The sequence below is a fragment of the Streptomyces sp. P6-2-1 genome, from assembly GCF_050613165.1.
Taxonomy (GTDB): domain Bacteria; phylum Actinomycetota; class Actinomycetes; order Streptomycetales; family Streptomycetaceae; genus Streptomyces.
The window spans coordinates 850,785-873,877 of sequence record NZ_CP192513.1 but is presented as its reverse complement, the minus strand read 5'-3'; the positions used below and the strand labels follow the sequence as shown (position 1 = coordinate 873,877).

Genomic DNA, 23,093 nt, shown 5'->3' with positions numbered 1-23,093 from the left:
GTGCGTGCGCTCCTTTCACACCCCGTGTGAATCGCGCTCCCTTACGCTGTGCCACAACCGGTGCCCGTTCGCTCACCCCCAGCGATAAGCGGCGCGCCGCGCACCAGCTCACCCGGAGACAGCATGGAGCCCAACTCCCTCCTCGACGCGATCCTCGACGAGGCCGCGATCTCGCACGCCGGGCTCGCCGCCCACGTCAACCGGGCGGGCGCGGCCCGCGGACTGACCCTGCGCTACGAGCACACGGCCGTCTCGCGCTGGCTGCGCGGCCAGCGCCCGCGCGGCCAGGTCCCCGACCTCATCTGCGACGTCCTCTCGCGCCGCCTCGCCCGGCCCGTCACTCTCGACGACATCGGCCTCGGCATCCCCGGCGAGCCCGCCGCCGCGCGCCCGGGGTCCCTCTCCGGCTTCGTCGAGCGCGCCACCGCGCTGTGGCGCTCCGACCAGCAGCAGCGCGCCCACGTCCTCGGCGCCCCCGCCGTCACGGGCACACCGGCGATCGTCCCCGTGTGGGAGTGGGAGAACCCGCCGGAGGACACCGACGTCTCGCGCGGCGGCCCCCGCCGCGTCTCCGGCGCCGACATCGAGATGCTGCGCGCGGCCCGCGCCCACTACGAACAGCTCTACCGCAAGGCGGGCGGTGTCGTCGTCCGCCCCCGCGTCGTCTCCTTCCTCAACGCCGAGGCCGCGCCGCTCCTGCGCGGCAGTTACGGCGACGACACCGGGCGCGCGCTGCACCGCGCGACCGGCGCGCTCGTCGCCGTCGCGGGGATCTGCGCCTACGACGCCGACGCGCACGGCCTCGCCCAGCGCTACTTCCACCAGGCCCTGCGGCTCGCCAAGGCGAGCGGGGACCGGGCCTTCGGCGCGTACGTCATCGCCCTGCTCGTCAACCAGTCGCTCCACCTCGCCGCGCACCGGCAGGCCGTCGCCTTCGCCGAGGCGGCGCTGCGCGCGGCCGGGCGCGCGGTCTCGCCCGCGCTCGCCTCCGATCTGCACGCGATGCAGGCGAAGGCGTACGCGCACCTCGGCGACGCGGGCAGCGCGCTCGACTGCATCCGGCGTGCGGAGACCGCCGCCGAGCGCATCCGGCGCGGCCATGAACCCGACGAGACGGGGTACGTGCAACCCGGACTCGTCAACGTGCAGGTCGCCGAAGCCCTGTTGAGCCTCGGCGATCTGCGCGGGGCGCGCGAGCACGCGCGGGCGGCCGTGGACAGCCCGGCGCACGACAGGGGCCGCGTGCACCGGCTCGCGATGCTCAGTCACATCGCCCTGCGGCAGGGCGAGACGGACGGTGCGGTCGAGGCGGCCGTCGAGATGGCCGAGCGGGCCACGGGCATGGAGTCCCGGCGGCTGCGCGAACGGCTGCGCGCGGTGCGCGAGCACCTCGTGCGCACCGGCGGGAGCGGCACGGGGCAGGCGGCCGAACTCATCGACCTGGCGCTGCGGGTGCCGGTGTGAGCCTCGGTGAGCCGCGGCGGGCGGTGGTGCGCCGGGGTGAGCGGTCCAGGGGTCCCGGGTGCGCCGCCCGCTGTGCTCCGGTGAGCGGTCAGGGCGCCTGCCCGGTGTGCGGCGGCGACTGCGATAGTGCCACCTCCTCATGAAAGGTGGCAGAAACGTGCGTTGGACGAAACAGAGCGAACAATTCGTGTACGGGAATCGCTGGTTTCGCGTGCACCTCGCTGATGTGGAGTTGCCGGACGGACGCCACCTCGACCACTTCCTGATCCGTCAGCGCCCCGTCGCCGCGGCGACCGTCGTCAACGAGGCGGAGGAAGTCCTGCTGTTGTGGCGGCACCGCTTCATCACCGACACGTGGGGCTGGGAGTTGCCCGCGGGCGTGGTCGAGGACGGGGAGGAGCCCGAGCGGGCCGCCGCGCGCGAACTGGAGGAGGAGTCGGGCTGGCGCCCGGGCGCCCTCCACCACCTGCTGAGCACCGAGCCGTCGAACGGGCTGAGCGACGCCGTCCATCACGTCTACTGGGGCGAGAGCGCCGAGTGGACGGGCGAGCCCGTCGACGGCTTCGAGTCCTCGCGCCGCGAGTGGGTCCCGCTCAAGCTCGTGCCCGATCTCGTGAGCCAGGGCCAGGTCCCCGCGGCCACGATGGCGGCGGCTCTGCTGTTGCTGCACCGGATGCGGGAGGAGTGAGAGGGGCACGAGAGGCGCGGGGTTCGGCGGTACGGGGAGCGGGTTGCCCGGGGCGCCCGCTCCCGTATCGCCAGGGGCGCCCCGCTCCCCGTACCGCCGCGGGGGCGCCCCGCTCCCCGTACCGCCGCGGGCGCCCCGCTCCCGTACGTAACGCCGCCGGGCCTCAGGCGGCCGGCGCCGGGTCCTCGTCCAGGTCCGAGACGTCGAGGACGAAGCGGTAGCGCACGTCTCCGCGCTCCAGGCGCTCCAGCGCCTCGTTCACCTGCGCTGAGGGCAGTACCTCGACGTCCGCCGTGATGCCGTGCGCGCCGCAGAACTCCAGCATCCTGGCCGTCTCGGCGCGGCCGCCCGTGGCCGATGAGCTGAGCTTCTTGGCACCGAGCAGGAGGCCCATGAGCTGCACGGGAGCCTCGCCGAAGAAGCCGAGGACGCTGAGCGTGCCGTCCACGGCGACCACCGACAGCATCCGGTTGAGGTCGTGCGGGGCCGAGATGGTGTCGAGCACGAGGTCGAAGCGCCCGCGCGCGGCGGCCACCGCGGCCTCGTCCGTCGTCAGGAGCAGCGATTCGGCGCCGAGCTCGGCCGCGTCGGCGGCCTTGTCCTCGGTACGGCTCAGGACGGTGACCTCGGCGCCGAGCGCGACGGCGAGTTTCACGCCGAGGTGGCCGAGACCGCCGAGACCTGCCACGGCGACCTTGCTCCCGGGACCGATCCCCGCGGCGCTCAGCGGCTCCCACACCGTGATGCCCGCGCACATCAGCGGCGCTGCGGCGGCCGGTTCGAGCCCGGCGGGCAGGTGGTACGCGAACTTCTCGCGCAGCACGTACGCGCGGCTGTACCCGCCGTGCGTCGGCAGGCCGTCCACGCGGTCCACCGCGCCGTACGTGACCGTCGGGAACTGCGCGCAGTAGTTCTCCCGCCCGGCCAGGCACATCGGGCAGGTCCCGCACGAGTCGACGAGTGTGCCGATCGCGACCTTGTCGCCGGGCGCGAAGCCGGTCACGTCCGCGCCGGTCTCCGTGACCGTGCCGACGAACTCGTGCCCGGGCACGAGCGGGCCCGTGCGCCGCCCCGCGACGTCGTTGATCTGGTGCAGGTCGCTGTGGCAGACCCCGCAGTAGTCGACGCGCACGGCGATGTCGTCGGGGCGCGGCTCGCGCCGCTCGATCGTGGCGCGCTCCAGGGCGGGGGCGCCCGGGGCGTGCTGCCAGGCAGGGGTGGAACGCATGGGACAACTCCAAAGACAGACTGTTCGGTCTGTTTCAGCGTAAGGGCTCGGAAAGGAAAAGCAAACCAACTGTTCTGTTTGCTACCGTGACCCCATGCCCGAGCTGCCCAGTACGCCGCGCGGCGCCGCGACCAGGCGCCGCATCCTCGACGCCGCGACCGAGGAGTTCGCCCTGCGCGGTATCGCGGGCGCCCGGATCGAGCGGATCATCTCGGCCGCGCGCACCAACAAGGCGCAGCTCTATGGCTACTTCGGCAACAAGGACGGGCTCTTCGCCGCGGTCATCGCCGACCGGACGAGCGACATCGTCGAGACCATCCCCTTCGACGCCGACGATCTGCCCGGCTGGGCGGTGGGGCTCTACGAGCAGAACCTGCGCCGTCCCAATCTCGTCCGGCTCATCGCCTGGACCCGCCTGGAGCGGCGGTCAGGGGGGCTGTGGCTCGACGACCCGCAGAGCGGCCCGAAGCTCGCGGCGATCGCGGCGGCGCAGGCGGCGGGGAAGCTGCGTGAGGGGGACCCCTTCGAGTTGCTGACCCTCGTCATCGCGATGGCGTGCGCGTGGTCGCCGGTGAGCCATGTCTTCGCGGCGACGGCGGAGGACCCGCAGGAGGACCACGAGCGGCGCAAGGCCTTGCTGCGGGACGCGGTGCGCCGCGTCGTGGAGCCGTAGCGACCCGGTGACGTCGGGCCTCCGCCCTCGCCCCGCTCCTCGAACGCCGGAGGGGCTTGGTGTGCGTCGGCCGCCGGAGGGTGGGGAAGGCCGGGCTCTCGGCGGATAAACCCTTTTGGCGAGATATCCGCCCAATGGGGTATTTCGTCCCCTGGTCCCCTCTTGCGGTTGCCGAAAGGCCCCGGAGCGCGCCGCATGGAAGGAGTGGCGCGTGTCTCTCGTGGAGGGGACCCCGGCCCCTTCGCCGCGCGCCCTCGCAGGAAGAGGGCACTCATGACTTCAGACGAGGGCTTCCTCAGCGTGGACCAGCTCGTGGGCCTGACCGCGTACGACCGGGACGGGGCCAAGGTCGGCAGCGTCGAGCAGGTCTATCGCGACGACCGCACCGGCCGCCCGGAGTGGGTGACGGTGAAGACCGGTCTGTTCGGGATGAAGGAGAGCTTCGTCCCGCTGGAAGGTGCACGCTCGGACGCCGAGGGTCTGCACCTGGACCACGACAAGAACACGATCAAGGACGCCCCCCGGCTCGACGCCGGGCAGCACCTGGACGCGGCCGGTGAGGAGGAGCTGTACGCCCACTACGGGATGACGGCGACCGGTGCGATGTCCGGCGGGGACGAGGGCAAGAAGGGGGCCGCCGCGCCCGGCGGGATGGACGCGGAGGACGAGTCGCTCACCGGCACGGGCCAGCAGGCCAGGGCGGGCACCACCTCCGCGGACCAGGCCGGGATGAAGGGGGCGGGATCGGGTCTCGGCCCGGCCAACCCGAACGAGGCGACGGGCGAGAGCACCGAGCGCGAACTCGCCGGTGCGGGCGCGCGCAGCTCCTGGGAGGGGGAACCCGGCGAGGAGATGATCCTCTCCGAGGAGCGGCTGCGCGTCGGCACGCAGGAGGAGGAGTCCGGCCGGGCCAGGCTGCACAAGGTCGTGGTGACCGAGAACGTCACGACGACGATCCCGGTCAGCCACGAAGAGGCCAGGCTCGTACGCGAACCGATCCGCGAGGGTGACTCCGTGGATGCCTCCATCGGCGAGGAGAACGCCGAGGTCACCCTGCACGCGGAGCGTCCCGTCATCCGCAAGGAGGCGGTCGCCGTCGAACGCGTCCGCCTGGAGGCGGAGCGCGTCACCGAGGAACAGGAGGTCAGCGACTCCGTCCGCAAGGAGCGCGTCGACTACGACGACGGCTCGGCGAGTCCCGGTCGGGACGCGCCGCCCGAGGAGCGCTGAGCCCCGCACGCACGGGTGCGGCCCCCGGACGTCCCTTCCAGGGAGGTCCGGGGGCCGCTCGCGCCTGTTCAGACCGCGATCAGCCGCGCCTCCACCGCGGGCAGCGCGACGCCGTCCCCGGGGACGAGCGAGTACCCCACGAGGTCCACCCGGCCTTCGTGCACGCGCCCCGCGTTGCGCAGCACACCCTCCCGTACGAAACCCGCCCGCTCGGCGACCGCCTGCGAGGCGAGGTTGCCTGTCGCCGCGCGCAGCTCCAGGCGCTCGAAGCCGCACTCGCCGAGCAGCCAGCCGGCCACCGTCCGCGCGGCGCCCACCGCGACCCCGCGCCGTCTGGCCCAGGGCGCGACCCAGTAGCCGACCTCGCTGACGAGCCCGCGCCAGTCGGTGCGGTTGAGGCCGGTCGTGCCGAGGAGGCGGCCGCTCTCGCGGTCCGTGACCGCCCAGTGGATGCCGTCGCCCGAGGTGCGCAGGTGGTGGCTGAACTCGGTGCACCAGGAGCGGGCCACTTCCGTGTCGTACGGGCGGGGCAGCGGCAGCCAGCGCTGGATCTCCTCGTCGGCGCACGCCCGCCGCACGTCCTCGACGTCCCCGGCGTCGAAGGCACGCAGGCGCAGATTCCCGGAGATCAGCTCCGTCTCGGGAAAGACGTCTTCCGTCCACGTACCGCCCATGATCCGCTCCCCACCCTCGTCACCAGCGGGAATCTCCCCCGGTGGCGCGGATGCTAGCAAGCGGGAAAGTGCTTGCGCGGAGCATGAAAAGCGCTTGCGCCGAGCACGAAAGGCGGGGGCACGCGGCCTTCTCGCGTGCCCCCGCCTCGTGCGGTCGTGCGGGACGAGTCCCCCGGCGCCACTGGTACGCGGGGACGAGTCCCCCGGCGCCACTGGTACGCGGGGACGAGTCCCCCGGTGCTACTGGTACGCGTAGAAACCGGAGCCCGACTTGCGGCCGAGACGCCCCGCCTCGACCATGCGGCGCAGCAGCGGCGGGGCCGCGTACAGGGGCTCCGCGTACTCCGCGTACATGCCCTCCGAGATCGAGACGATCGTGTCGAGACCGATGAGGTCGGCGAGCTTGAGCGGGCCCATCGGATGGGCGCAGCCCAGCTCCATGCCGCTGTCGATGTCCTCGCGGCTCGCGATGCCCTGCTCGAACATGCGGACCGCCGAGAGCAGGTACGGGACGAGCAGCGCGTTCACGACGAAGCCCGAGCGGTCCTGCGCGCGGATCGCGTGCTTGCCGAGCACCTTCTCGGCCCACACGTGGGCGCGGCTGATGGTGCCCTCGGAGGTGGTCAGCGCAGGGATCAGCTCGACGAGCTTCTGCACAGGGGCCGGGTTGAAGAAGTGGATGCCGATGACGTGGTCGGGGCGCGAGGTGGCCACCGCGAGCTTCACGATCGGGATGGAGGAGGTGTTCGAGGCGAGGATCGCGTCCTTGCGGGTCACGACCTGGTCCAGGACCTGGAAGATCTCCGTCTTCACCTGCTCGTTCTCGACGACGGCCTCGATCACGAGGTCGCGGTCGGCGAACTCGCCGAGGTCGGTGGTGAAGCTGAGCCTGGACTGCGTCGCGGCCAGTTCGTCGGCCGTGAGCTTGCCGCGCTCGGCCGCCTTCGCGAGGGAGTTGCTGAGCCGGGTGCGCCCGTACTCCAGCGCGTCGCCGGTGGTCTCGGCGACCTTCACGTCGAGACCGGCGCGCGCGCAGACCTCCGCGATACCCGCGCCCATCTGTCCGCAGCCGACCACTCCGACGCGTGATACATCGGCCTTGAAGTCCGTCACCTCGTGCCTCTCGCCGTCCGGGGATGAAGTCTCGGGCGGCCCGCGGCACACCTCGCGCACCGCGCCGCGACGCCATCCTGCGCCGCCTCACGACGCACATCGGCGCCGCGCCCGACGCACTCAGGCATCGCGCCCGACGCCCTCAGGCATCGCGTGTGACGCACCGGGCGCCGCCGCCCAGGCGTGAACGTTACCGCGCAGTCAATGTGTGGCGGTTCCCCAGGGGAGGGCATGAGATGGGGGTGCACCTGTGACGTACGTGACAACCGAGCCCGTGGAGGTACCGGATGGACGACAGGCGAACGCTCAGCCGCAGAGGCTTCACCGCCCTCGCCGCAGGGGTTGTGGCGGCTCTCGGCACCACGGGCGCCGCCCTCGCGAACGACCCGGGGCACAGCGGGGCCCGCCCGCCGCGCGGGCAGCGGATGCGCGGGGAGTGGGTGGCGAGCATCACGAATCGCGACTGGCCCTCGGCCCCCGGACTGCCCGCCCCGGTCCAGAAGTCCCAGCTGCTCGGTCACCTCGACATGGCCGTCGAGCGCCGTCTCAACACCGTCATCCTCCAGGTCCGTCCCTCGGCGGACGCGTTGTGGCCCTCCCCCTACGAGCCGTGGTCGGCGTACCTCTCGGGGGAGCAGGGCAAGGACCCCGGCTACGACCCGCTCGGCTTCGCCGTGAAGGAGGCCCACCGGCGGGGCCTGGAGCTGCACGCCTGGTTCAACCCGTACCGCATCGCCGTGCACGACGACCCGACCCGCCTCGTGCCCACCCACCCGGCGCGCGTCAACCCGGACTGGGTCGTCACCTATCAGGGGCAGATGTACTACGACCCGGGGCTGCCCGAGGTACGGCGGTACGTCGAGGACGCGATGCTCGACGCGGTCGCGCGCTACGACATCGACGCCGTGCACTGGGACGACTACTTCTACCCGTACCCGACGGCCGGGGTGCCCTTCGACGACGACCGCGCCTTCGCCCTGTACGGCGGCGGCTTCCCCGACCGGGCCGCCTGGCGCCGCCACAACACCGACCAGCTCGTGCGCGAGACGAGCGCCCGCATCCGCCGCCTCAAGCCGCGCGTCCGCTTCGGCATCAGCCCCTTCGGCGTGTGGCGCAACGCGAGCACCGACCCGCGCGGCTCCGACACCTCGGCGGCCGTGCAGAGCTACGACGACCTGTACGCCGACACGCTGCGCTGGGTGCGCGAGGGCTGGATCGACCACATCGTCCCGCAGCTCTACTGGAACATCGGCTTTCCCGCCGCCGACTACGCGACCCTCGCCCGCTGGTGGGCGAAGGCCGTGCGCGGCACGGGCGTGGGCCTCTACATCGGCGAGTCCCTGTACAAGGTGGGCGACCCCGCGCAGCCCGCCGCCTGGGCGGACCCCGCCGAACTCTCCCAGCACCTCGACCTCACCGCGCGCCTCCCCGAGGTGCACGGCCACGCCTTCTTCGCGGCGAAGGAGGTCGCGAACGACCCGCTCGGCGCGATGAGCCGCGTGGTGCGCGACCACTACCAGGAGCGGGCGCCGCTGCGGGGGTGAGGGCGGCGGCGCGGGGGCGGTCCCGGTACGGGGTCCGCGCGGAGGGCTGGGCGGAGGTCGTTACGAGGTCCGCGCGGGCCCCGCTCCGGGGGGATTCAGCGCCGCCTTCGCGTCGCCCACTGCGTCCCGGCGATGCACAGCACCACGCCCACCGCGGCGAGCGGCGCGGCCGCGGGGAGCGACTCGCCGAGCAGCGTCACCGACCACAGCAGCGTCAACAGAGGCTGGGCGAGCTGGAGCTGGCTCGCGCGCGCGACACCGGTCTCGGCCATGCCCCGGTACCAGACGAAGAGCCCGAGGAAGGTCGAGCCCACCGAGACCCACGCGAGACCGGCGAGCCCGTGCCCGGTCCACCGCACCGGGTGCTCCAGGCACAACGCCACCACCGAGCCCACCGCCGTCAGCGGCAGGCACGCCACGAGTGCCCACGCGCTCACCTGCCACCCCGGCATGACCGCCGCGAGCCGCCCACCCTCCGCGTAACTCGCCGCGCACACCACAAGCGCGGCGAAGAGCAGCACGTCCCCGCGCGTGAACCCGCCCCCGCCCTGCGCCAAGGTGAACGCCAGCACGATCGCCGCGCCCAAGCCCGCGGCGGGCCAGAAGGCGCGCGGCGGCCACACACCCGAGCGCACGGCGGCGACGAGCGCCGTCGTGAGCGGCAACAGGCCCACCACGACCGCCGAATGAGCCGTCGTGGACGTCTGGAGCGCGAGCGTCGTCAGGAGCGGGAAGCCCAGCACGCCGCCCCCGGCCACGACCGCGATCCCGGCCCAGTGCGCCCGTACCGGCACCTCGGCCCGCACCGCCCGCAGGAAGGCCGCGGCGACCGCCGTCGCGAGCACGCAGCGCAGGCACACGAGCGACCACGGGCCGAAGCTTTCGAGGCCCCACACGGTCGAGGGGAAGGTGAGGGAGAAGCAGAGCACGCCGAGCGCGGCGAGGAGCGGTCCCGAGCGGCTTCGCGAGGCGGGAGGAAGGGCGGCCTGCGCTTCGACCGCTACCGTGGGTCCATCGATAGCGCTATTGTCACGTCTCATGCAAGAGCGTAGCAGTGTAGGAGAATTGGCGGATCTCCTCCGTGTCGAGTTCGACCGCTATCCTCCGGGTGGAAAGCTGCCGTCCAGCAGGGAACTCGTCGCGCGGCACCACGTCGGTCCTGTCACCGTCTCGCGTGCCCTCGCACGGCTCGCCGCGGAGGGGCTGCTCGTGACGCGCCCCGGCGCGGGCGCCTACCGCGCGGGGCAGGCCACGCCCGCCGCCGATGGCGACACCTCCTGGCAGCACCTCGCCCTGAGCGCCGAGTCCCCGGAGGGCCTTCCGCGCGCCGTCGACGCGAGCGGCGTCCTCGCCACGCTCGCCGAACCGCCCGCCGGAGTCGTCGAGTTCAACGGCGGCTACCTCCACCCGCAGCTGCGCCCCGAACGCGCGCTCGCCGCCGCCCTCGCCCGCGCGGGCCGCCGCCCGGGTGCCTGGGGCCGCCCGCCCGCCGAGGGGCTGCCCGAACTGCGCGCCTGGTTCGCCCGCGACCTCGCGGCCGACGGCGGCGGCCCAGGGCCAGGGGGCGCGCTCGTCAGCCCCGGCGGGCAGGCCGCGCTCAGCGGCGTGCTGCGCGCCCTCGCCCCGCCCGGCGCCCCCGTCCTCGTCGAGTCCCCGACCTACCCGGGCCTGCTCGCCGTGCTCCGCGCCGCCGGACAGCGCCCCGTCCCCGTCCCCGTCGATGCCGACGGGCTCCGCACCGACCTGCTCCCCGAGACCTTCCGCGCGAGCGGCGCACGCGTCCTCGTGTGCCAGCCCCTCCACCAGAACCCGACAGGGACCGTTCTCGCCCCCGCGCGCCGCCCCGCGCTCCTCGCCGCGGCGCGCGCCGCCGGGGCCTTCGTCGTCGAGGACGACTTCGCCCGCCGCCTCGGCCACGCCGACGCAGGCCCGCCGCCCCCGCCCCTCGCCGCCGATGACCCGGACGGGATCGTCGTGCACATCCGCTCGCTCACCAAGGTCACCGCGCCGAGCCTGCGCGTCGCCGCTGTCCTCGCCCGCGGTCCCGTCCTGGAACGGCTGCGCGCGGTGCAGGTCGTCGACCACTTCTTCGTGCCGCGCCCGCTCCAGGAGGCCGCGCTCGAACTCGTGGGCTCCCCGTCCTGGCCGCGTCATCTCCGTACCGTGGCGAGCGAGCTGGGCGCGCGGCGGGCCGCGCTCGCGACGGCCGTCGCCCGCCGCCTCCCCGGGCTGCTGCCCGCGCGCGTGCCCACCGGCGGCTACCACCTGTGGCTCCCGCTCCCCGAAGGCACCGATGAGTCCGCGCTCGCCGCCGAGGCACTGCGCAGGGGCGTCGCTGTCGCGCCCGGCCGCCCCTACCACCCGGCCGAACCCGACAGACCCCACCTCAGGATCAGCTACGGGGGAGTGGCGGACGCGGGTGAACTGGAGGAAGGGGTACGGAGACTGGCGGAGGCGCTCGCCGAGGTGCGGGCGTGAGGCGGGTGGTGGGGCTCGCCGAAGTGCGGGCGTGAGGCGGGTGGCGGGGCGGCCGTGCGCGAAGAGGCGGCGCGGGCGCGGGTGCTCACGCCAGGGGCAGGATCATCCACTTCCCCCGCTCCACCTCGTCGTACCCCACCGAGCGGTACAACTCCTGCGCGGTGCTCGTGACGAGCAGCACGCGCCGCACCCCGTCCTCCTCCATCCGCGCCCGCACGGCGGCGAGCAGCGCCTTCGCGAACCCCCTGCCCCTGGACTCGCGCGGCACGTAGACGTCGCAGAGCCAGGCGAAGGTGGCGTGGTCGGTGACGACCCGCGCGTAGGCCCGCTGCTCACGGCGCGCCCCCGCTTCCCGGGAGGGGGTGCCCGCCTCGTCGGCCACGTCCTCGTACACACCGAAGTTCAGCGAGGCGGCCGCCGCCGCGCGCTGCTTCTCCAGGCTGCGCCCGAGCGCCCAGTAGGCATCGGTCGAGAGCCAGTGGTGGACGCGTTCGATGTCGACGAGTTCCGGCGCGTCCGAGACGAAGTGGCCGGGCGGGAGGGGGACGGCCGGCAGGTCCGTGTATGTGGTCATGCGCGCAGTCTCACCCTGCCCGCGTGGCGCGGACCAGCCGGTTTCACTCCGTGGACGGCGTCTCGCGGGTGTGCTCCGTGCGCAGTACGAGGTCCTTCGCGGGGCCGGCCACGCGCCACACCACACTCCACAGGTGCGGGCCGCTCACGGTGAACTCGCCCCGGTAGAGGTCGAGGGAGCAGGGGTGGTCGGCGACCGCGTGGCCCGCGCTCAGGTCGATGTCGTGGAAGAAGCGCCCGTCGTCGAAGGTGACGCGCGCCGCCGCGGGTGCGCGGTGGGGCAGCCAGCGCAGGGTCCGGTACGCGGGCCGCGCGACCCCGTCCCACGTGAAGGTGCCCTCCTCGTGGTGCCGCAGGCCGCCGCCCGGGAGCGCGGTGAACTCCGCCGTGCCCGTGAAGTGCCCGCGCGTCCCGGTGTGCAGGTCCTCCGCGGTCCGCCGCACGCGCCAGCGCCCCTGGAGGAAGGCGAGCAGATCGGGGACGAGGACGGCGGTGGCGGGCGTCTCGGGCCGGGCGTCGGACATGCCTCCTTCCTACTCCAGAGGTACGGGCCCTGACCACCTCGGGGCCGGGCACCGCACCCGCGCGCCGCGCCGCGCCGCACCCGCCCCGCCCCGCGCCGCCGCGCCGCGCCCTGTCAGCCGGTGACCGTACGGGCGATACGCGCCGCGGCTCCCTCGGGTGTCAGGTGTGCCGTGTCGATCACGGTCGCGCGCTCGCGCAGCCACCCCAGCGCCCGCGCGTAGTCGTCGAGGTGCGCGAGCCGCCACGGCCCCGCGCCGGCGCTCTCGGGCTTGTCGTCCCCCGCGATCCGCGCGCGCAGCGTCTCCTCGTCGGCGTGCAGCACGAAGTGCCGTACGGGGGTGCCCGCCGCGAGGAAGCCGGCCTCGATCTCGTCCCAGTACTCCTCGCTCAGCACGGTCTGCGGTACGACGAGAGTCCCGCCCGCGTACGCGAGCACCTGCCGCGCCGTCTCGACGACGAGCCCGCGCCACATGGGCCAGTGCTGGAAGTTCCCCGGCCACTCGTCCCGCAGAATCCCCCGCAGCAGCGCTCCGACCTCCTCGGAGTCGAAGACCCGCGCCCCCGGCAGTATCCCCGCCAACTCCCGCGCCGTCGTGGTCTTCCCGGCCCCGTAGGTCCCGCCCAGCCATACGATCATGCGGGGACTCTACGGTGCCGGCCCCTGCCTCACCCGGCGGACACCGCACCGGCGTCCGCCGCACCCGCGAGGAGCAGGTCCCGCAGCGCCGCAGCCGCTTCCGGCGGCTCATCGGCGGTCAGGACGACTTGTTCCACCGTGGTCGATGGCCCGACGAGCGGGATGACGCGCAGCCCCGCCGGTGCGTGGTCGAGCGCGGACGCCACCGTGATCCCGATCCCCGCGCCCGCCGCCACGTGGGCGGCGATGGCCTGCACGCTGTCCGCGGTCCTGATGATGCGCAGATCGGCCCCGTCGCTGCGGAAGGCCGCGAGCAGCCGGTCGCACAGGCCGCTGTTGACCTGGTGCGGCCAGGTGAGCAGCGCGTCGCCCGACACCTCGCGCGCGCTCAGGCCGGGGCGTGCGGCGAGGGCGTGGTGCGCGGGCACGAGCGCCACGAACCGCTCCGTGGAGAGCGCCCGGGTCCTTACCCCGACGATGTGGCCCGTCGCCCAGCCGATGCCGAGACCGATCGTTCCCGCGCGCAGGGCGGCGAGCTGCGCCGTGGTCGGCATCGCCTCGGGCACGATCGGCAGTTCCGGATGGAGCGCGCGCAGCCGGGGCAGGCAGCGCAGCAACAAGCGCTGCCCGGTGTACGCGGCGTGACCGATCACGAGGGGAGCGCGGTCGCGCTCACCGGCGGCCAGGGACCGCCCGCGCTCCTGGAACCGCCGCAGCTGGGCGAGCGCCGCACGCGCGTCGGGCAGCAGCTCCGCACCGAGCCCGGTCAGCGCGACGCGACGGCTCGTACGGTCGAAGAGCCGTCCCCCGAGGGTGTGTTCGAGCCGCCGCACGGCCTCGCTCACGGTCGGCTGCCCCCGGTGCAGACGCGCGGCCGCCCGCCCGAAGTGCAATTCCTCGGCGACCGCCACGAAGGCTTCCAGCTCGATCCTGTCCACACGCGCAGCGTACTGCCGCCTCCGGCGGATCGATCGGTGCGGCCGATCGCTGCGCACCGGAGTCCGGCGTTGATGGCGCGGTCCGTACGGGCTGGGATGGACGGGAGGACGAACCCCCTGCGGAAACGGTGAACACGCATGACGGTCAACACGCATCAGGACACTCCGGCGGTCGCCGTGACGGTGGTCCACCACTCGGTGCACGGGCACACCCGCGTCCTGGCCGAGCACGTCGCGCACGGCGCGCGGGCCGTGCCGGGCGCGCACGTGCGACTCGTCGAGATCAGGGCCGAGGACGTCGTGGCGGGGCGGTGGCACGACACCGAGGTGATGGAACTGCTCGGCCGTTCCGACGCGATCGTCTTCGGCTGCCCCACCCTCATGGGCAGTGTCTCGGCGGTCTTCAAGGCGTTCATGGAAGCGGCCTTCACGCCGTTCGTCACCCAGGCATGGAAGGACAAGCTCGCGGGCGGATTCACCATGTCCGCCTCGCAGAGCGGCGACAAGCTCGCCGTTCTCGAACAACTCGCCGTTTTCGGCGCGCAATTGGGAATGCAGTGGATCGGGGTCGGCGATATGCCGGGCAACAACTGGAGCGGCGGCAGCCGCGACGACGTCAACCGGCTCGGCTCCTGGCTCGGCCTCATGAGCCAGAGCCACGCCGATCTCGGCCCGGAGCGAGCCGGTTCGCGCGGCGACCTGCGCACGGCGGAGCGGTACGGCGAGCGCATCGCCCGGCTCGCGCGGCGGTGGGTCAACGGCGTCCCGTACGAGACCGAGCGGATGACCGAGCACGAGGCGCGGGCGTTCTCGGCCGCGCTCAGGGAGGCGGAGCCGGCGGGCGAGGGAGCCGCCTGAGCCCGGACGTGCGCAAAGGCTCCCCGGGAGCCCTCCGCCGCCGTTACCCTGCCCGCATGATCGACATCCAGCTGGCCAGGCCCGTCGACGGAGACGCGCTCGGCGAGGTGCACGCGGCGGGCTGGGAAGCCGCGTACGCCCCTTTCCTCGCCCCGGAGTTCGCCGCCGCGGGGGTCCGCGAGCGCCGCACCCGCTGGCACGCCAGGATCACGAACGGCGAGGGGGCGATCCTCCTCGCCCGCGTCGAAGGCCGCCCCCTCGCGCTCTCCTGGGCCGGTCCCTCGCCGCGACGCCCCGGCTGGGCCGAGGTGTTCGGCTTCTACGGGCACCCGGACGGCTGGGGGAGCGGCGTCGCGGCGGCGCTCATGACCCGTACCCTCGGCCGCCTCCGCGCCGCCGGGCACCAGCGCGTGCACCTGTGGACCCTGCGCGAGACACCGCGCTCGCGCCGCTTCTACGAGAAGAGCGGGTACACCCCGACCGGGGCCGAGCGGCCGCACGACTTCGGCGACGGACGGCCGCTGACCCAGGTCGAGTACGCGCGGGAGTGCTGAGCGCGCGGCGCGCGGCGGGCGGCGGGCGCAGGGGAGGGACGCCGGGCGGGCGGCGGGCGCGCGGGCGGTCAGGCGCGGCGGCCGCGCGCGAGCCGCACCTCCCGGGACGCCCGCCGCTCATGTGGCCCGCCCGCCTCAGGCGCCCTCCTCGCGCAGCTTCTCGACGAGGTCGCGCGGCAGGCCGTGCGTGTCGTGCAGGTAGTGCAGGTCGGCCTCGTCGAGCGGGCCCCTGAAGCGCGGCCCGGCGAGCACCCGGCGGCCGCGGTCGAGCAGCGAGCGGAAGCGGGTCTCCTCGTCGGCGAGGGTCCCGAGCACTCTCCGTACCGTCCTCGGGTCCTCGCCGCCCTGCCCGAAGTGGCCGAGCGTCCCGGTCACCAGTTCCCTGGGCAATTCCCCGAACCCGTACGAGGGATCGGCTCGCCACAGTGTCGTCAGGACCCGCCGCACGAGGCGTCGCAGTACGTACCCGCGGCCCGTGGCGGCGGGCCTCACGCCGTCGCCGATGACGACGACGGCCGAGCGCAGGTGGTCGCTCACGAGCCGCAGCGAGGTCTCGTCGATGCCCCACAGCGGCGGGAGCAACCGCCGCCACGGAGCGAAGACGTCGCCGTCGAAGACGGAGCGCTCTCCCTGGAGCAGTGAGGCGAGCCGTTCGAGGCCGAGACCTGTGTCGACATTGCGCTGCGGGAGCGGTACGAGGGAGCCGTCGCCGAGGCGGCGGTGGCGCATCATGACGTGGTTCCACACCTCGACCCAGCGCTCGTCCCCGGTCGGCGTGGACTCCGGCGGGCCGTCCCCGGTCCACAGGAAGATCTCCGAGTCGGGGCCGCAGGGCCCGGTGGGGCCGTTCGACCACCAGTTGTCCTCGACGGTCCGCTCCACGGGCACCCCGAGCCGTTCCCACACCTCCAGCGAGGCGAGATCGGGGCCGGTGTCCTCGTCGCCGCCGAAGACGGTGGTGTGCAGGAGCCGGGGGTCGATCCCGAGCCACTCGGTGAGGAGTTCGTACCCCCACTCCAGGCTGCGCGGCCCCTCGTAGTCGCCGAGCGACCACGTGCCGAGCATCTCGAAGACGGTGAGGTGGGTCGGGTCGCCGACCTCCTCCAGATCCGTCGTGCGCAGGCAGCGCTGCACGTTCACGAGCCGCCGCCCGAGCGGGTGCGGTCGGCCTTCGAGGTACGGCGTGAGCGGGTGCATCCCCGAGGTGGTGAAGAGCACGGAGCCGTCGCCGGGCGGCGGCAGCAGCGTCGACCCGGTGATCCCGGCGTGGCCGCGCTCCTCGTAGAACGCGGTGAAGCGGCGGCTGATCTCGTCGGTGGTGAGCTTGTCCACGGCTGATTCCTTCGCGGTACGGGCGCCGGAGCACGGACCGCGAGGCGCGTCGTGGGAGGCGGGAACGCCTCGCGCACGCGCGAACCACCGGGGACCGTGTTCCGGTCGCCGGTGGAAAAGAGGGGGAGGGGGGACGTCAGGCGGCGGCGACCGGGGAGCGGGGCGCTCGCGCGGTCGCGGTGGTGCGTCGGCCTGTGACGTTCATGGGGCCGAGGATAACGCGCGGGCGGGCGAAGTGGCGGGTGGTTATACGGCGTGCGGGAGCCGGGAGCCGGGAGCCGGGAGTCGCGCACGAGGACGGGCGCTCCGGGCACTCTCGTCAATAAGGTGAGGCTAACCTAAGCTAAGCGGCCGGAGGGGGGTGGAGCCCTGCTGGGGTCGCACCTCCGTGCGCCCGTGCGCCCGTGCGCCCGCTCGTGCCCCGTACTTTTATTGCATAGTTCTGCGGGTGAATGTATAGTCATGCTCTCACGTAGGAGGTCCTCATGACGGTACGCGCGGCAGTCGCCGGAGCCAGTGGATACGCGGGCGGAGAGGTGCTGCGCCTGCTTCTCGCCCACCCCGGGGTCGAGATCGGCGCGGTCACGGCGAACTCCAACGCGGGCCAGCGCCTCGGCGCGCTCCAGCCGCACCTCGTGCCGCTCGCCGACCGCGTGCTCGAAGCGACGAGTGCCGAGAGCCTCGCCGGGCACGACGTCGTCTTCCTCGGCCTCCCGCACGGCCAGTCCGCGGCCGTCGCCGAGCAGCTCGGCGACGACGTCCTCGTGATCGACATGGGCGCCGACTTCCGGCTCAAGGACGCCGCCGACTGGGAGACCTTCTACGGCTCCCCCCACGCGGGCACCTGGCCCTACGGCCTGCCCGAGCTGCCGGGCGCCCGCGCCGCGCTCGCCGGCACCCGCCGTATCGCCGTGCCCGGCTGCTACCCGACCGCCGTCTCGCTCGCCCTCGTCCCCGCCTACGCGGCCGGGCTCGTCGACGACGAGGCCGTGATCGTCGCCGCTTCGGGCACCTCGGGCGCGGGCAAGGCGGTCAAGCCGCACCTGCTCGGCAGCGAGGTCATGGGCGCGATGTCCCCGTACGGCGTCGGCGGCGGCCACCGGCACACGCCCGAGATGGTCCAGAACCTCAGCGCGGCCGCCGGTCACCGCGTCACCGTCTCCTTCACACCCACCCTCGCCCCCATGCCGCGCGGCATCCTCGCCACGTGCAGCGCCAAGGCGAGGCCCGGCGTCGACGCGGCACACCTGCGCGAGACGTACGAGAAGGCGTACGCCGACGAGCCGTACGTGCACCTGCTGCCCGAGGGCCAGTGGCCCCACACCGGCGCCGTGCTCGGCTCCAACCACGTACAGCTCCAGGTCGCCCACGACCCCGCCGCGGGGCGCGTCCTCGTCATCGCCGCGATCGACAACCTCGCCAAGGGCACCGCGGGCGGCGCGATCCAGAGCATGAACCTCGCCCTCGGCATCCCCGAGACCACGGGCCTGCCCGCCGCGGGCATCGCGCCGTGAGCCGCGGCCACGCGGACCGTACCGCCCCCCTGATCACCCTTTTGACGAACCGGCTGCGCGCCGCCCTCCGCACCGCCCAGCGCAGCAAGCCCAAGGAGACCTGAGACACCGTGAGCGTCACCGCACCCCAGGGATTCACGGCGGCGGGCATCGCCGCCGGGATCAAGTCGTCGGGACAGCCCGACCTCGCCCTCGTCGTCAACCAGGGGCCGCGCCTCGCCGCAGCCGGGGTCTTCACGTCCAACCGCGTCAAGGCCGCCCCCGTCCTGTGGTCCGAGCAGGTGCTCAAGGGCGGCCAGGTCTCCGCCGTCGTCCTCAACTCCGGCGGCGCCAACGCCTGTACGGGCCCGCAAGGCTTCCAGGACACGCACGCGACCGCCGAGCGCGCGGCCGAGGCGCTCGGCCACAGCGCGGGCGAGATCGCGGTCGCTTCGACGGGCCTCATCGGCGAACTCCTGCCGATGGACAAGCTGCTTCCCGGCGTCGACACCGCCGTCGCCGCGCTGAGCGAGCACGGCGGCGAGAAGGCGGCCCTCGCCATCAAGACCACCGACACCGTCCACAAGACGGCCGTGGCCCAGCGGGAGGGCTGGAGCGTCGGCGGCATGGCCAAGGGCGCGGGCATGCTCGCCCCCGGCCTCGCCACGATGCTCGTCGTCCTCACCACCGACGCCGACCTCGACAGCCCCGCGCTCGACCGCGCCCTGCGCGCGGCGACCCGCGTCACCTTCGACCGCGTCGACTCCGACGGCTGCATGTCCACCAATGACACCGTCCTCCTTCTCGCCTCGGGCGCGAGCGGCACGACGCCCGCCGAGGAGGAGTTCACCGCGGCGGTACGGGAGGTCTGCGCCGACCTCGCCCGCCAGCTCATCGGCGACGCCGAGGGCGCGAGCAAGGACATCCGCATCGAGGTGGTGAACGCGGCGAGCGAGGACGAGGCCGTCACGGTGGGCCGCGTCATCGCCCGTAACAACCTCCTCAAGTGCGCCGTCCACGGCGAGGACCCCAACTGGGGCCGCGTCCTCTCCGCGATCGGCACCACCGACGCCGCTTTCGAGCCCGACCGCCTCAACGTCGCCATCAACGGCGTCTGGGTCTGCAAGAACGGCTCCGTCGGCGAGGACCGCACCCTCGTCGACATGCGTTACCGCGAGGTCGTCATCACCGCCGACCTCGCCGCCGGGGACGCCTCGGCCGAGATCTGGACCAACGACCTCACCGCCGACTACGTCCACGAGAACAGCGCGTACTCCTCATGAACGACGCGACCGAGACCGAGACGAGTGCTGTGACCGGGACGAGTGCTGTGATCGAGACGAGTGCTGTGACCGGAACCAGTGCTGTGGCCGGGACACGCGCTGTGACGAAACCCGCCGGTGGCGCGACCCGCAAGCACACCGCCCTCCCCAAGGCCCAGACGCTCATCGAGGCCCTGCCCTGGATCACCCGCCACCAGGGCAAGACCGTCGTCATCAAGTTCGGCGGCAACGCCATGATCGACGAGGAGCTGAAGGCCGCCTTCGCACAGGACGTGGTCTTCCTGCGGCACGCCGGGCTCCGCCCCGTCGTCGTGCACGGCGGCGGCCCGCAGATCAGCGCCCAGCTCGACAAGGAGGGCCTGGTCAGCGAGTTCCGCGCGGGCCTGCGCGTCACGACGCCTGAGGCGATGGACGTCGTACGGATGGTGCTCGCCGGACAGGTCCAGCGCGAGCTGGTCGGCCTGCTCAACCAGCACGGCCCGCTCGCCGTCGGCCTCACGGGCGAGGACGCGCAGACCATCACAGCGACCAAGTACTTCCCGCGCATCGAGGGCGAGCTGGTCGACATCGGGCGCGTCGGCGAGATCACAGCGATCGACACCGGCGCCATCGAGACGCTGCTCGACGACGGCCGTATCCCCGTCGTCTCCTCGATCGCCCGCAGCGCCGACGACGACCACGTCTACAACGTCAACGCGGACACCGCCGCCGCCGCGCTCGCCGCCGCGCTCGGCGCCGAGACCCTCATGGTCCTCACCGACGTCGAGGGCCTGTACGAGGACTGGCCGCACAGCGACGAGGTCATCAGCCGCCTCACCGCGAGCCAGCTGGAGAAGCTGCTGCCGGAGCTGGCGAGCGGCATGGTCCCGAAGATGGAGGGCTGCCTGCACGCCGTCCGCAACGGCGTACGCACCGCCCGCGTCATCGACGGACGCGTCCAGCACTCCATCCTCCTGGAGATCTTCACCGACGAGGGCATCGGCACGATGGTCGTGGACGACGACCGGCGAACCGCCGAGCCCGTCACGGAAGGGCAGACACAGTGACCGAGCACCCCCTCACCGGGCGCTGGCAGCACACCCTGATGAACAACTACGGCACCCCCCGCCTGGAACTCGCACGCGGCGAGGGCGCCACGGTGTACGACACCGGGGGCCGCGCCTACCTCGACTTCGTCGGCGGCATCGCCGTCAACGCCCTCGGCCACGCCCACCCGGCGATCGTCGATGCCGTCAGCAAGCAGATCGCCTCGCTCGGCCACATCTCCAACTTCTTCATGGCCGAGCCGACCGTCGCCCTCGCCGAACGCCTCGTACGCCACGCGGGCCGCCCCGCCCGCGTCCTCTTCTGCAACTCGGGCGCCGAGGCCAACGAGGCCGCCTTCAAGATCGGCCGCCTCACGGGCCGCCGCCACATGGTCTCCACCACCGGCGGCTTCCACGGCCGCACGATGGGCGCGCTCTCGCTGACGGGCCAGCCGGGCAAGCAGGACGGCTTCGCGCCGCTCCCCGGCGACGTCACCTTCGTACCGTACGGAGACACCGAGGCCCTGCGCGCGGCCGTCACCGAGGACACCGCCTTCGTCATCATCGAGCCCCTCCAGGGCGAGAACGGCGTTGTCACCCCGCCGCCGGGCTACCTGCGCGCGGCGCGCGAGATCACCCGCGCCACCGGCACACTCCTCGTCCTCGACGAGGTGCAGACCGGCATCGGGCGTACGGGGCACTGGTACGCGTACCAGGCCGAGGAGGGCATCGACCCCGACGTCGTCACGCTCGCCAAGGCACTCGGCGGCGGCCTCCCGCTCGGCGCTGTCCTCGCCTTCGGCGAGACGGGCGACCTCCTCACCCCCGGCCGCCACGGCTCGACCTTCGCGGGCAACCCCGTCGCCTGCGCCGCCGGGCTCGCCGTGCTCGACACCATCGAGGACGAGCACCTCCTCGACCGGGTCAAGCGCACCGGGGAGCGGCTGCGCGAGGGAATCGAGCAACTCGGGCACCCTCTCGTCGGCCACGTCCGCGGTGCCGGGCTGCTGCTGGGTATCGTGCTCACCGAGCCGCTCGCCCCCCAGGTGCAGCAGGCAGCCCAGGACGCCGGACTCCTTGTCAACGCCCCGGCCCCCGACGTCGTACGGCTCATGCCGCCGCTGAACCTCGGCGAGGCCGAGGCGGACGCCTTCCTGGCCGCGCTCCCTGGGGTGCTGGACGCGGCGACGGGAGAAGGGACGCACGCGGGCCGATGAGAGTGGGACGACGACGATGAGTCAGCCGAGTCAGGCGCAGGACAACGAGCAGGCCGGGCCCGCGGTGCCGCAGACGCGCACCGCGCGGCACCGCAGGATCGTGGACATCCTCAACCGGCAACCGGTGCGCTCCCAGAGCATGCTGGCGAAACTGCTCGCCGACGACGGACTCACCGTCACCCAGGCGACCCTCTCCAGGGACCTGGACGAACTCAACGCGGTGAAGATCCGCAACAACGACGGCGACCTCATCTACGCGGTGCCGAGCGAGGGCGGCTTCCGCACCCCGCGCGCCCCGCTCGGCGAGTCCGCCAAGGAGGAGCGGATGCGCAGGCTCTCCTCGGAGCTGCTCATCTCCGCCGAGGCCAGCGCCAACCTCGTCGTCCTGCGCACCCCGCCGGGCGCGGCCCAGTTCCTCGCCTCGGCGATCGACCAGGCCGAACTCCACGACATCCTCGGCACGATCGCGGGCGACGACACGCTGCTCCTGATCAGCCGCGACCCGGCGGGCGGCCAGCAACTGGCGGACCACCTGCTGCGGCTGGCGGCACGGGTGGGCTGAGCGGCCACCTGCCGACCGTTCGATCATGAAACCCGCCCCTGCGGGCACACGACCGTCACAACGGACGCGTGACGAGGGGCGGGTTTCATGGCATACGGCGGACAGCAGGCGCGGGTACGCACACGCGCGACCCTCCTGACACTGGGCCTGGCCGCCGCCCTCCTCGGAGCGGTGGCCCTCCTCTTCGTCCGCCTCGCCCACTGGGCGGGCGGGCACCCCGTGCCCGCCGTGCTCCTGACCGTCCTCTCCCTTCCCCTCCTCTACGCCCTGGTACGGGGCATGCCCCGCGCCCGTGAACTGCGTCGCGCTGCCCGGGCGGGCATGGCGGAGGCGGACGCGGAGGCGCCGGCGGCCGAGCCCACGGCGGTGCTGCCCCCGGCCGGCCCGCAGGACGGCCGCACCCTCCCCCTGCCCGAACCGTCACTCGGCCTCACCCCGGACGCCTTCGAGGAGGCGGTGGCGAACCTGTGCCGCCGCGACGGCTGCCAGGACGCCGAAGTCGTGGGCGGCGCGGGCGACCTGGGCGCCGACATCCTGGCCACGGCCCCCGACGGCCGCCGCGTCGTCATCCAGTGCAAGCGCTACGCCCCCACCCACAAGACCGGCTCCCAGGACCTCCAACGCTTCGGCGGCACCTGCTGGACGGTCCACGGCGCCCAACTCGCCATCCTGGTCACCACCAGCACCTTCACGGAACCGGCCAGGGACTACGCGAAGACATGCGGCATCCGCCTGATCGACGGACCGGAACTGGAGGCATGGACCACCGGCGAGTCCCCGGCACCGTGGGGCCCCGCTCACGCCCCCTGACCCCCCGAAGGCTCCGCCAGCAGCAAGGGAAGGTGGACGAGGTACAACTCGGCGAACCCGGGAGCGGTCTCGGGGAGGACGTGGGGGAGCACGGGGGAGGGCGGCTGGGCGGCCGGCGCCGGGTGCGCGAGGACGTACGCGTGCGGCCTGCGGTCGTCCAGCATGAGGAACCGGCCGACCGGACCGAGCACGAC

Annotated in this window: 24 protein-coding genes; 14 read left to right on the top strand and 10 right to left on the bottom strand. The window is 73.5% G+C overall.

Annotated features, from left to right (window positions below):
• Positions 1–123: 123 nt before the first annotated feature.
• Together ACQYWQ_RS03950 and ACQYWQ_RS03945 are read left to right on the top strand one after the other, a co-directional pair.
• On the top strand, positions 124–1,464 hold the full coding sequence (locus tag ACQYWQ_RS03950) for a transcriptional regulator (RefSeq protein ID WP_431032472.1): 1,341 nt from the start codon (positions 124–126) through the stop codon (positions 1,462–1,464).
• 157 nt (positions 1,465–1,621) lie between these two features.
• Entirely contained in the window at positions 1,622–2,152 is a 531-nt protein-coding gene (locus ACQYWQ_RS03945) for an NUDIX hydrolase (RefSeq protein ID WP_431032471.1), read from the top strand.
• A gap of 163 nt (positions 2,153–2,315) precedes the next feature.
• Here the strand turns inward: ACQYWQ_RS03945 and ACQYWQ_RS03940 are convergent, their stop codons facing one another.
• Positions 2,316–3,380, bottom strand: a complete 1,065-nt coding sequence (locus ACQYWQ_RS03940; RefSeq protein WP_431032470.1) for an NAD(P)-dependent alcohol dehydrogenase — start codon at positions 3,378–3,380, stop codon at positions 2,316–2,318.
• A 94-nt stretch (positions 3,381–3,474) separates the two neighbouring features.
• Here ACQYWQ_RS03940 and ACQYWQ_RS03935 point away from each other — a divergent pair, with 94 nt between their 5' ends.
• Both ACQYWQ_RS03935 and ACQYWQ_RS03930 read left to right on the top strand, forming a co-directional pair.
• Positions 3,475–4,053 (top strand): TetR family transcriptional regulator, encoded by a 579-nt coding sequence (locus ACQYWQ_RS03935; RefSeq protein WP_431032469.1) that lies wholly within the window; start codon positions 3,475–3,477, stop codon positions 4,051–4,053.
• A 273-nt stretch (positions 4,054–4,326) separates the two neighbouring features.
• Positions 4,327–5,283 carry a PRC and DUF2382 domain-containing protein gene (locus ACQYWQ_RS03930; RefSeq protein ID WP_431032468.1) on the top strand — a complete coding sequence of 319 codons (957 nt, stop codon included), beginning with the start codon at positions 4,327–4,329 and terminating at the stop codon, positions 5,281–5,283.
• A gap of 68 nt (positions 5,284–5,351) precedes the next feature.
• Here the strand turns inward: ACQYWQ_RS03930 and ACQYWQ_RS03925 are convergent, their stop codons facing one another.
• Complete coding sequence (locus ACQYWQ_RS03925; protein WP_431032467.1) at positions 5,352–5,957, bottom strand: GNAT family N-acetyltransferase; 606 nt, start codon at positions 5,955–5,957, stop codon at positions 5,352–5,354.
• A 240-nt stretch (positions 5,958–6,197) separates the two neighbouring features.
• Positions 6,198–7,070: a 3-hydroxybutyryl-CoA dehydrogenase gene (locus ACQYWQ_RS03920; protein WP_431032466.1), complete on the bottom strand. Its 873-nt coding sequence runs from the start codon at positions 7,068–7,070 to the stop codon at positions 6,198–6,200.
• Between the two features lie 287 nt (positions 7,071–7,357).
• Between ACQYWQ_RS03920 and ACQYWQ_RS03915 the strand changes: the two genes are divergently transcribed.
• Positions 7,358–8,614, top strand: coding sequence for a glycoside hydrolase family 10 protein (locus ACQYWQ_RS03915; protein WP_431032465.1), 1,257 nt, complete (start codon positions 7,358–7,360; stop codon positions 8,612–8,614).
• 95 nt (positions 8,615–8,709) lie between these two features.
• Here the strand turns inward: ACQYWQ_RS03915 and ACQYWQ_RS03910 are convergent, their stop codons facing one another.
• Positions 8,710–9,654, bottom strand: coding sequence for a DMT family transporter (locus ACQYWQ_RS03910; protein ID WP_431032464.1), 945 nt, complete (start codon positions 9,652–9,654; stop codon positions 8,710–8,712).
• Between ACQYWQ_RS03910 and ACQYWQ_RS03905 the strand changes: the two genes are divergently transcribed.
• Positions 9,653–11,092, top strand: coding sequence for a PLP-dependent aminotransferase family protein (locus ACQYWQ_RS03905; protein WP_431032463.1), 1,440 nt, complete (start codon positions 9,653–9,655; stop codon positions 11,090–11,092). The two genes, ACQYWQ_RS03910 and ACQYWQ_RS03905, sit on opposite strands and share 2 nt — an antisense overlap.
• A gap of 85 nt (positions 11,093–11,177) precedes the next feature.
• On the opposite strand, the gene ACQYWQ_RS03900 is transcribed toward ACQYWQ_RS03905, so the two are convergent.
• The 4 genes from ACQYWQ_RS03900 to ACQYWQ_RS03885 all read right to left on the bottom strand — a co-directional run bounded on the left by ACQYWQ_RS03900 (position 11,178) and on the right by ACQYWQ_RS03885 (position 13,765).
• A complete protein-coding gene (locus ACQYWQ_RS03900; protein ID WP_431032462.1) occupies positions 11,178–11,666 on the bottom strand; it encodes a GNAT family N-acetyltransferase in 489 nt (162 codons plus the stop codon).
• A gap of 43 nt (positions 11,667–11,709) precedes the next feature.
• Complete coding sequence (locus ACQYWQ_RS03895; RefSeq protein WP_431032461.1) at positions 11,710–12,189, bottom strand: DUF6314 family protein; 480 nt, start codon at positions 12,187–12,189, stop codon at positions 11,710–11,712.
• A 113-nt stretch (positions 12,190–12,302) separates the two neighbouring features.
• Positions 12,303–12,827 (bottom strand): AAA family ATPase, encoded by a 525-nt coding sequence (locus ACQYWQ_RS03890; RefSeq protein ID WP_431032460.1) that lies wholly within the window; start codon positions 12,825–12,827, stop codon positions 12,303–12,305.
• Positions 12,828–12,856: 29 nt separating this feature from the next.
• Positions 12,857–13,765, bottom strand: a complete 909-nt coding sequence (locus ACQYWQ_RS03885; protein WP_431032459.1) for a LysR family transcriptional regulator — start codon at positions 13,763–13,765, stop codon at positions 12,857–12,859.
• Between the two features lie 138 nt (positions 13,766–13,903).
• Here ACQYWQ_RS03885 and ACQYWQ_RS03880 point away from each other — a divergent pair, with 138 nt between their 5' ends.
• Both ACQYWQ_RS03880 and ACQYWQ_RS03875 read left to right on the top strand, forming a co-directional pair.
• Complete coding sequence (locus ACQYWQ_RS03880; RefSeq protein WP_431032458.1) at positions 13,904–14,623, top strand: flavodoxin family protein; 720 nt, start codon at positions 13,904–13,906, stop codon at positions 14,621–14,623.
• Between the two features lie 56 nt (positions 14,624–14,679).
• The gene (locus ACQYWQ_RS03875; protein ID WP_431032457.1) at positions 14,680–15,177 is read left to right on the top strand and encodes a GNAT family N-acetyltransferase; all 498 of its coding nucleotides are present in this window, start codon (positions 14,680–14,682) and stop codon (positions 15,175–15,177) included.
• 135 nt (positions 15,178–15,312) lie between these two features.
• Here ACQYWQ_RS03875 and ACQYWQ_RS03870 read toward each other — a convergent pair whose 3' ends face one another.
• On the bottom strand, positions 15,313–16,509 hold the full coding sequence (locus ACQYWQ_RS03870; protein WP_431032456.1) for an alanine--tRNA ligase-related protein: 1,197 nt from the start codon (positions 16,507–16,509) through the stop codon (positions 15,313–15,315).
• 485 nt (positions 16,510–16,994) lie between these two features.
• On the opposite strand from ACQYWQ_RS03870, the gene argC reads away from it, so the two are divergent.
• The 6 genes from argC (at position 16,995) to ACQYWQ_RS03840 (ending at position 22,899) form a co-directional block, all read left to right on the top strand.
• Positions 16,995–18,023: an N-acetyl-gamma-glutamyl-phosphate reductase gene (gene argC, locus ACQYWQ_RS03865; protein ID WP_431032455.1), complete on the top strand. Its 1,029-nt coding sequence runs from the start codon at positions 16,995–16,997 to the stop codon at positions 18,021–18,023.
• Between the two features lie 110 nt (positions 18,024–18,133).
• Entirely contained in the window at positions 18,134–19,285 is a 1,152-nt protein-coding gene (argJ, locus tag ACQYWQ_RS03860) for a bifunctional glutamate N-acetyltransferase/amino-acid acetyltransferase ArgJ (protein ID WP_431032454.1), read from the top strand.
• Positions 19,286–19,386: 101 nt separating this feature from the next.
• Positions 19,387–20,331 carry an acetylglutamate kinase gene (gene argB / locus ACQYWQ_RS03855; protein ID WP_431039055.1) on the top strand — a complete coding sequence of 315 codons (945 nt, stop codon included), beginning with the start codon at positions 19,387–19,389 and terminating at the stop codon, positions 20,329–20,331.
• On the top strand, positions 20,328–21,527 hold the full coding sequence (locus ACQYWQ_RS03850) for an acetylornithine transaminase (protein WP_431032453.1): 1,200 nt from the start codon (positions 20,328–20,330) through the stop codon (positions 21,525–21,527). The genes argB and ACQYWQ_RS03850 overlap by 4 nt, the downstream gene beginning before the upstream one ends.
• A 16-nt stretch (positions 21,528–21,543) precedes the next feature.
• Entirely contained in the window at positions 21,544–22,089 is a 546-nt protein-coding gene (locus ACQYWQ_RS03845) for an arginine repressor (RefSeq protein ID WP_431032452.1), read from the top strand.
• A gap of 87 nt (positions 22,090–22,176) precedes the next feature.
• Positions 22,177–22,899, top strand: a complete 723-nt coding sequence (locus ACQYWQ_RS03840; protein ID WP_431032451.1) for a restriction endonuclease — start codon at positions 22,177–22,179, stop codon at positions 22,897–22,899.
• On the opposite strand, the gene ACQYWQ_RS03835 is transcribed toward ACQYWQ_RS03840, so the two are convergent.
• Positions 22,887–23,090, bottom strand: a complete 204-nt coding sequence (locus ACQYWQ_RS03835; protein WP_431032450.1) for a hypothetical protein — start codon at positions 23,088–23,090, stop codon at positions 22,887–22,889. The genes ACQYWQ_RS03840 and ACQYWQ_RS03835 overlap by 13 nt on opposite strands.
• Between the last annotated feature and the right edge of the window lie 3 nt (positions 23,091–23,093).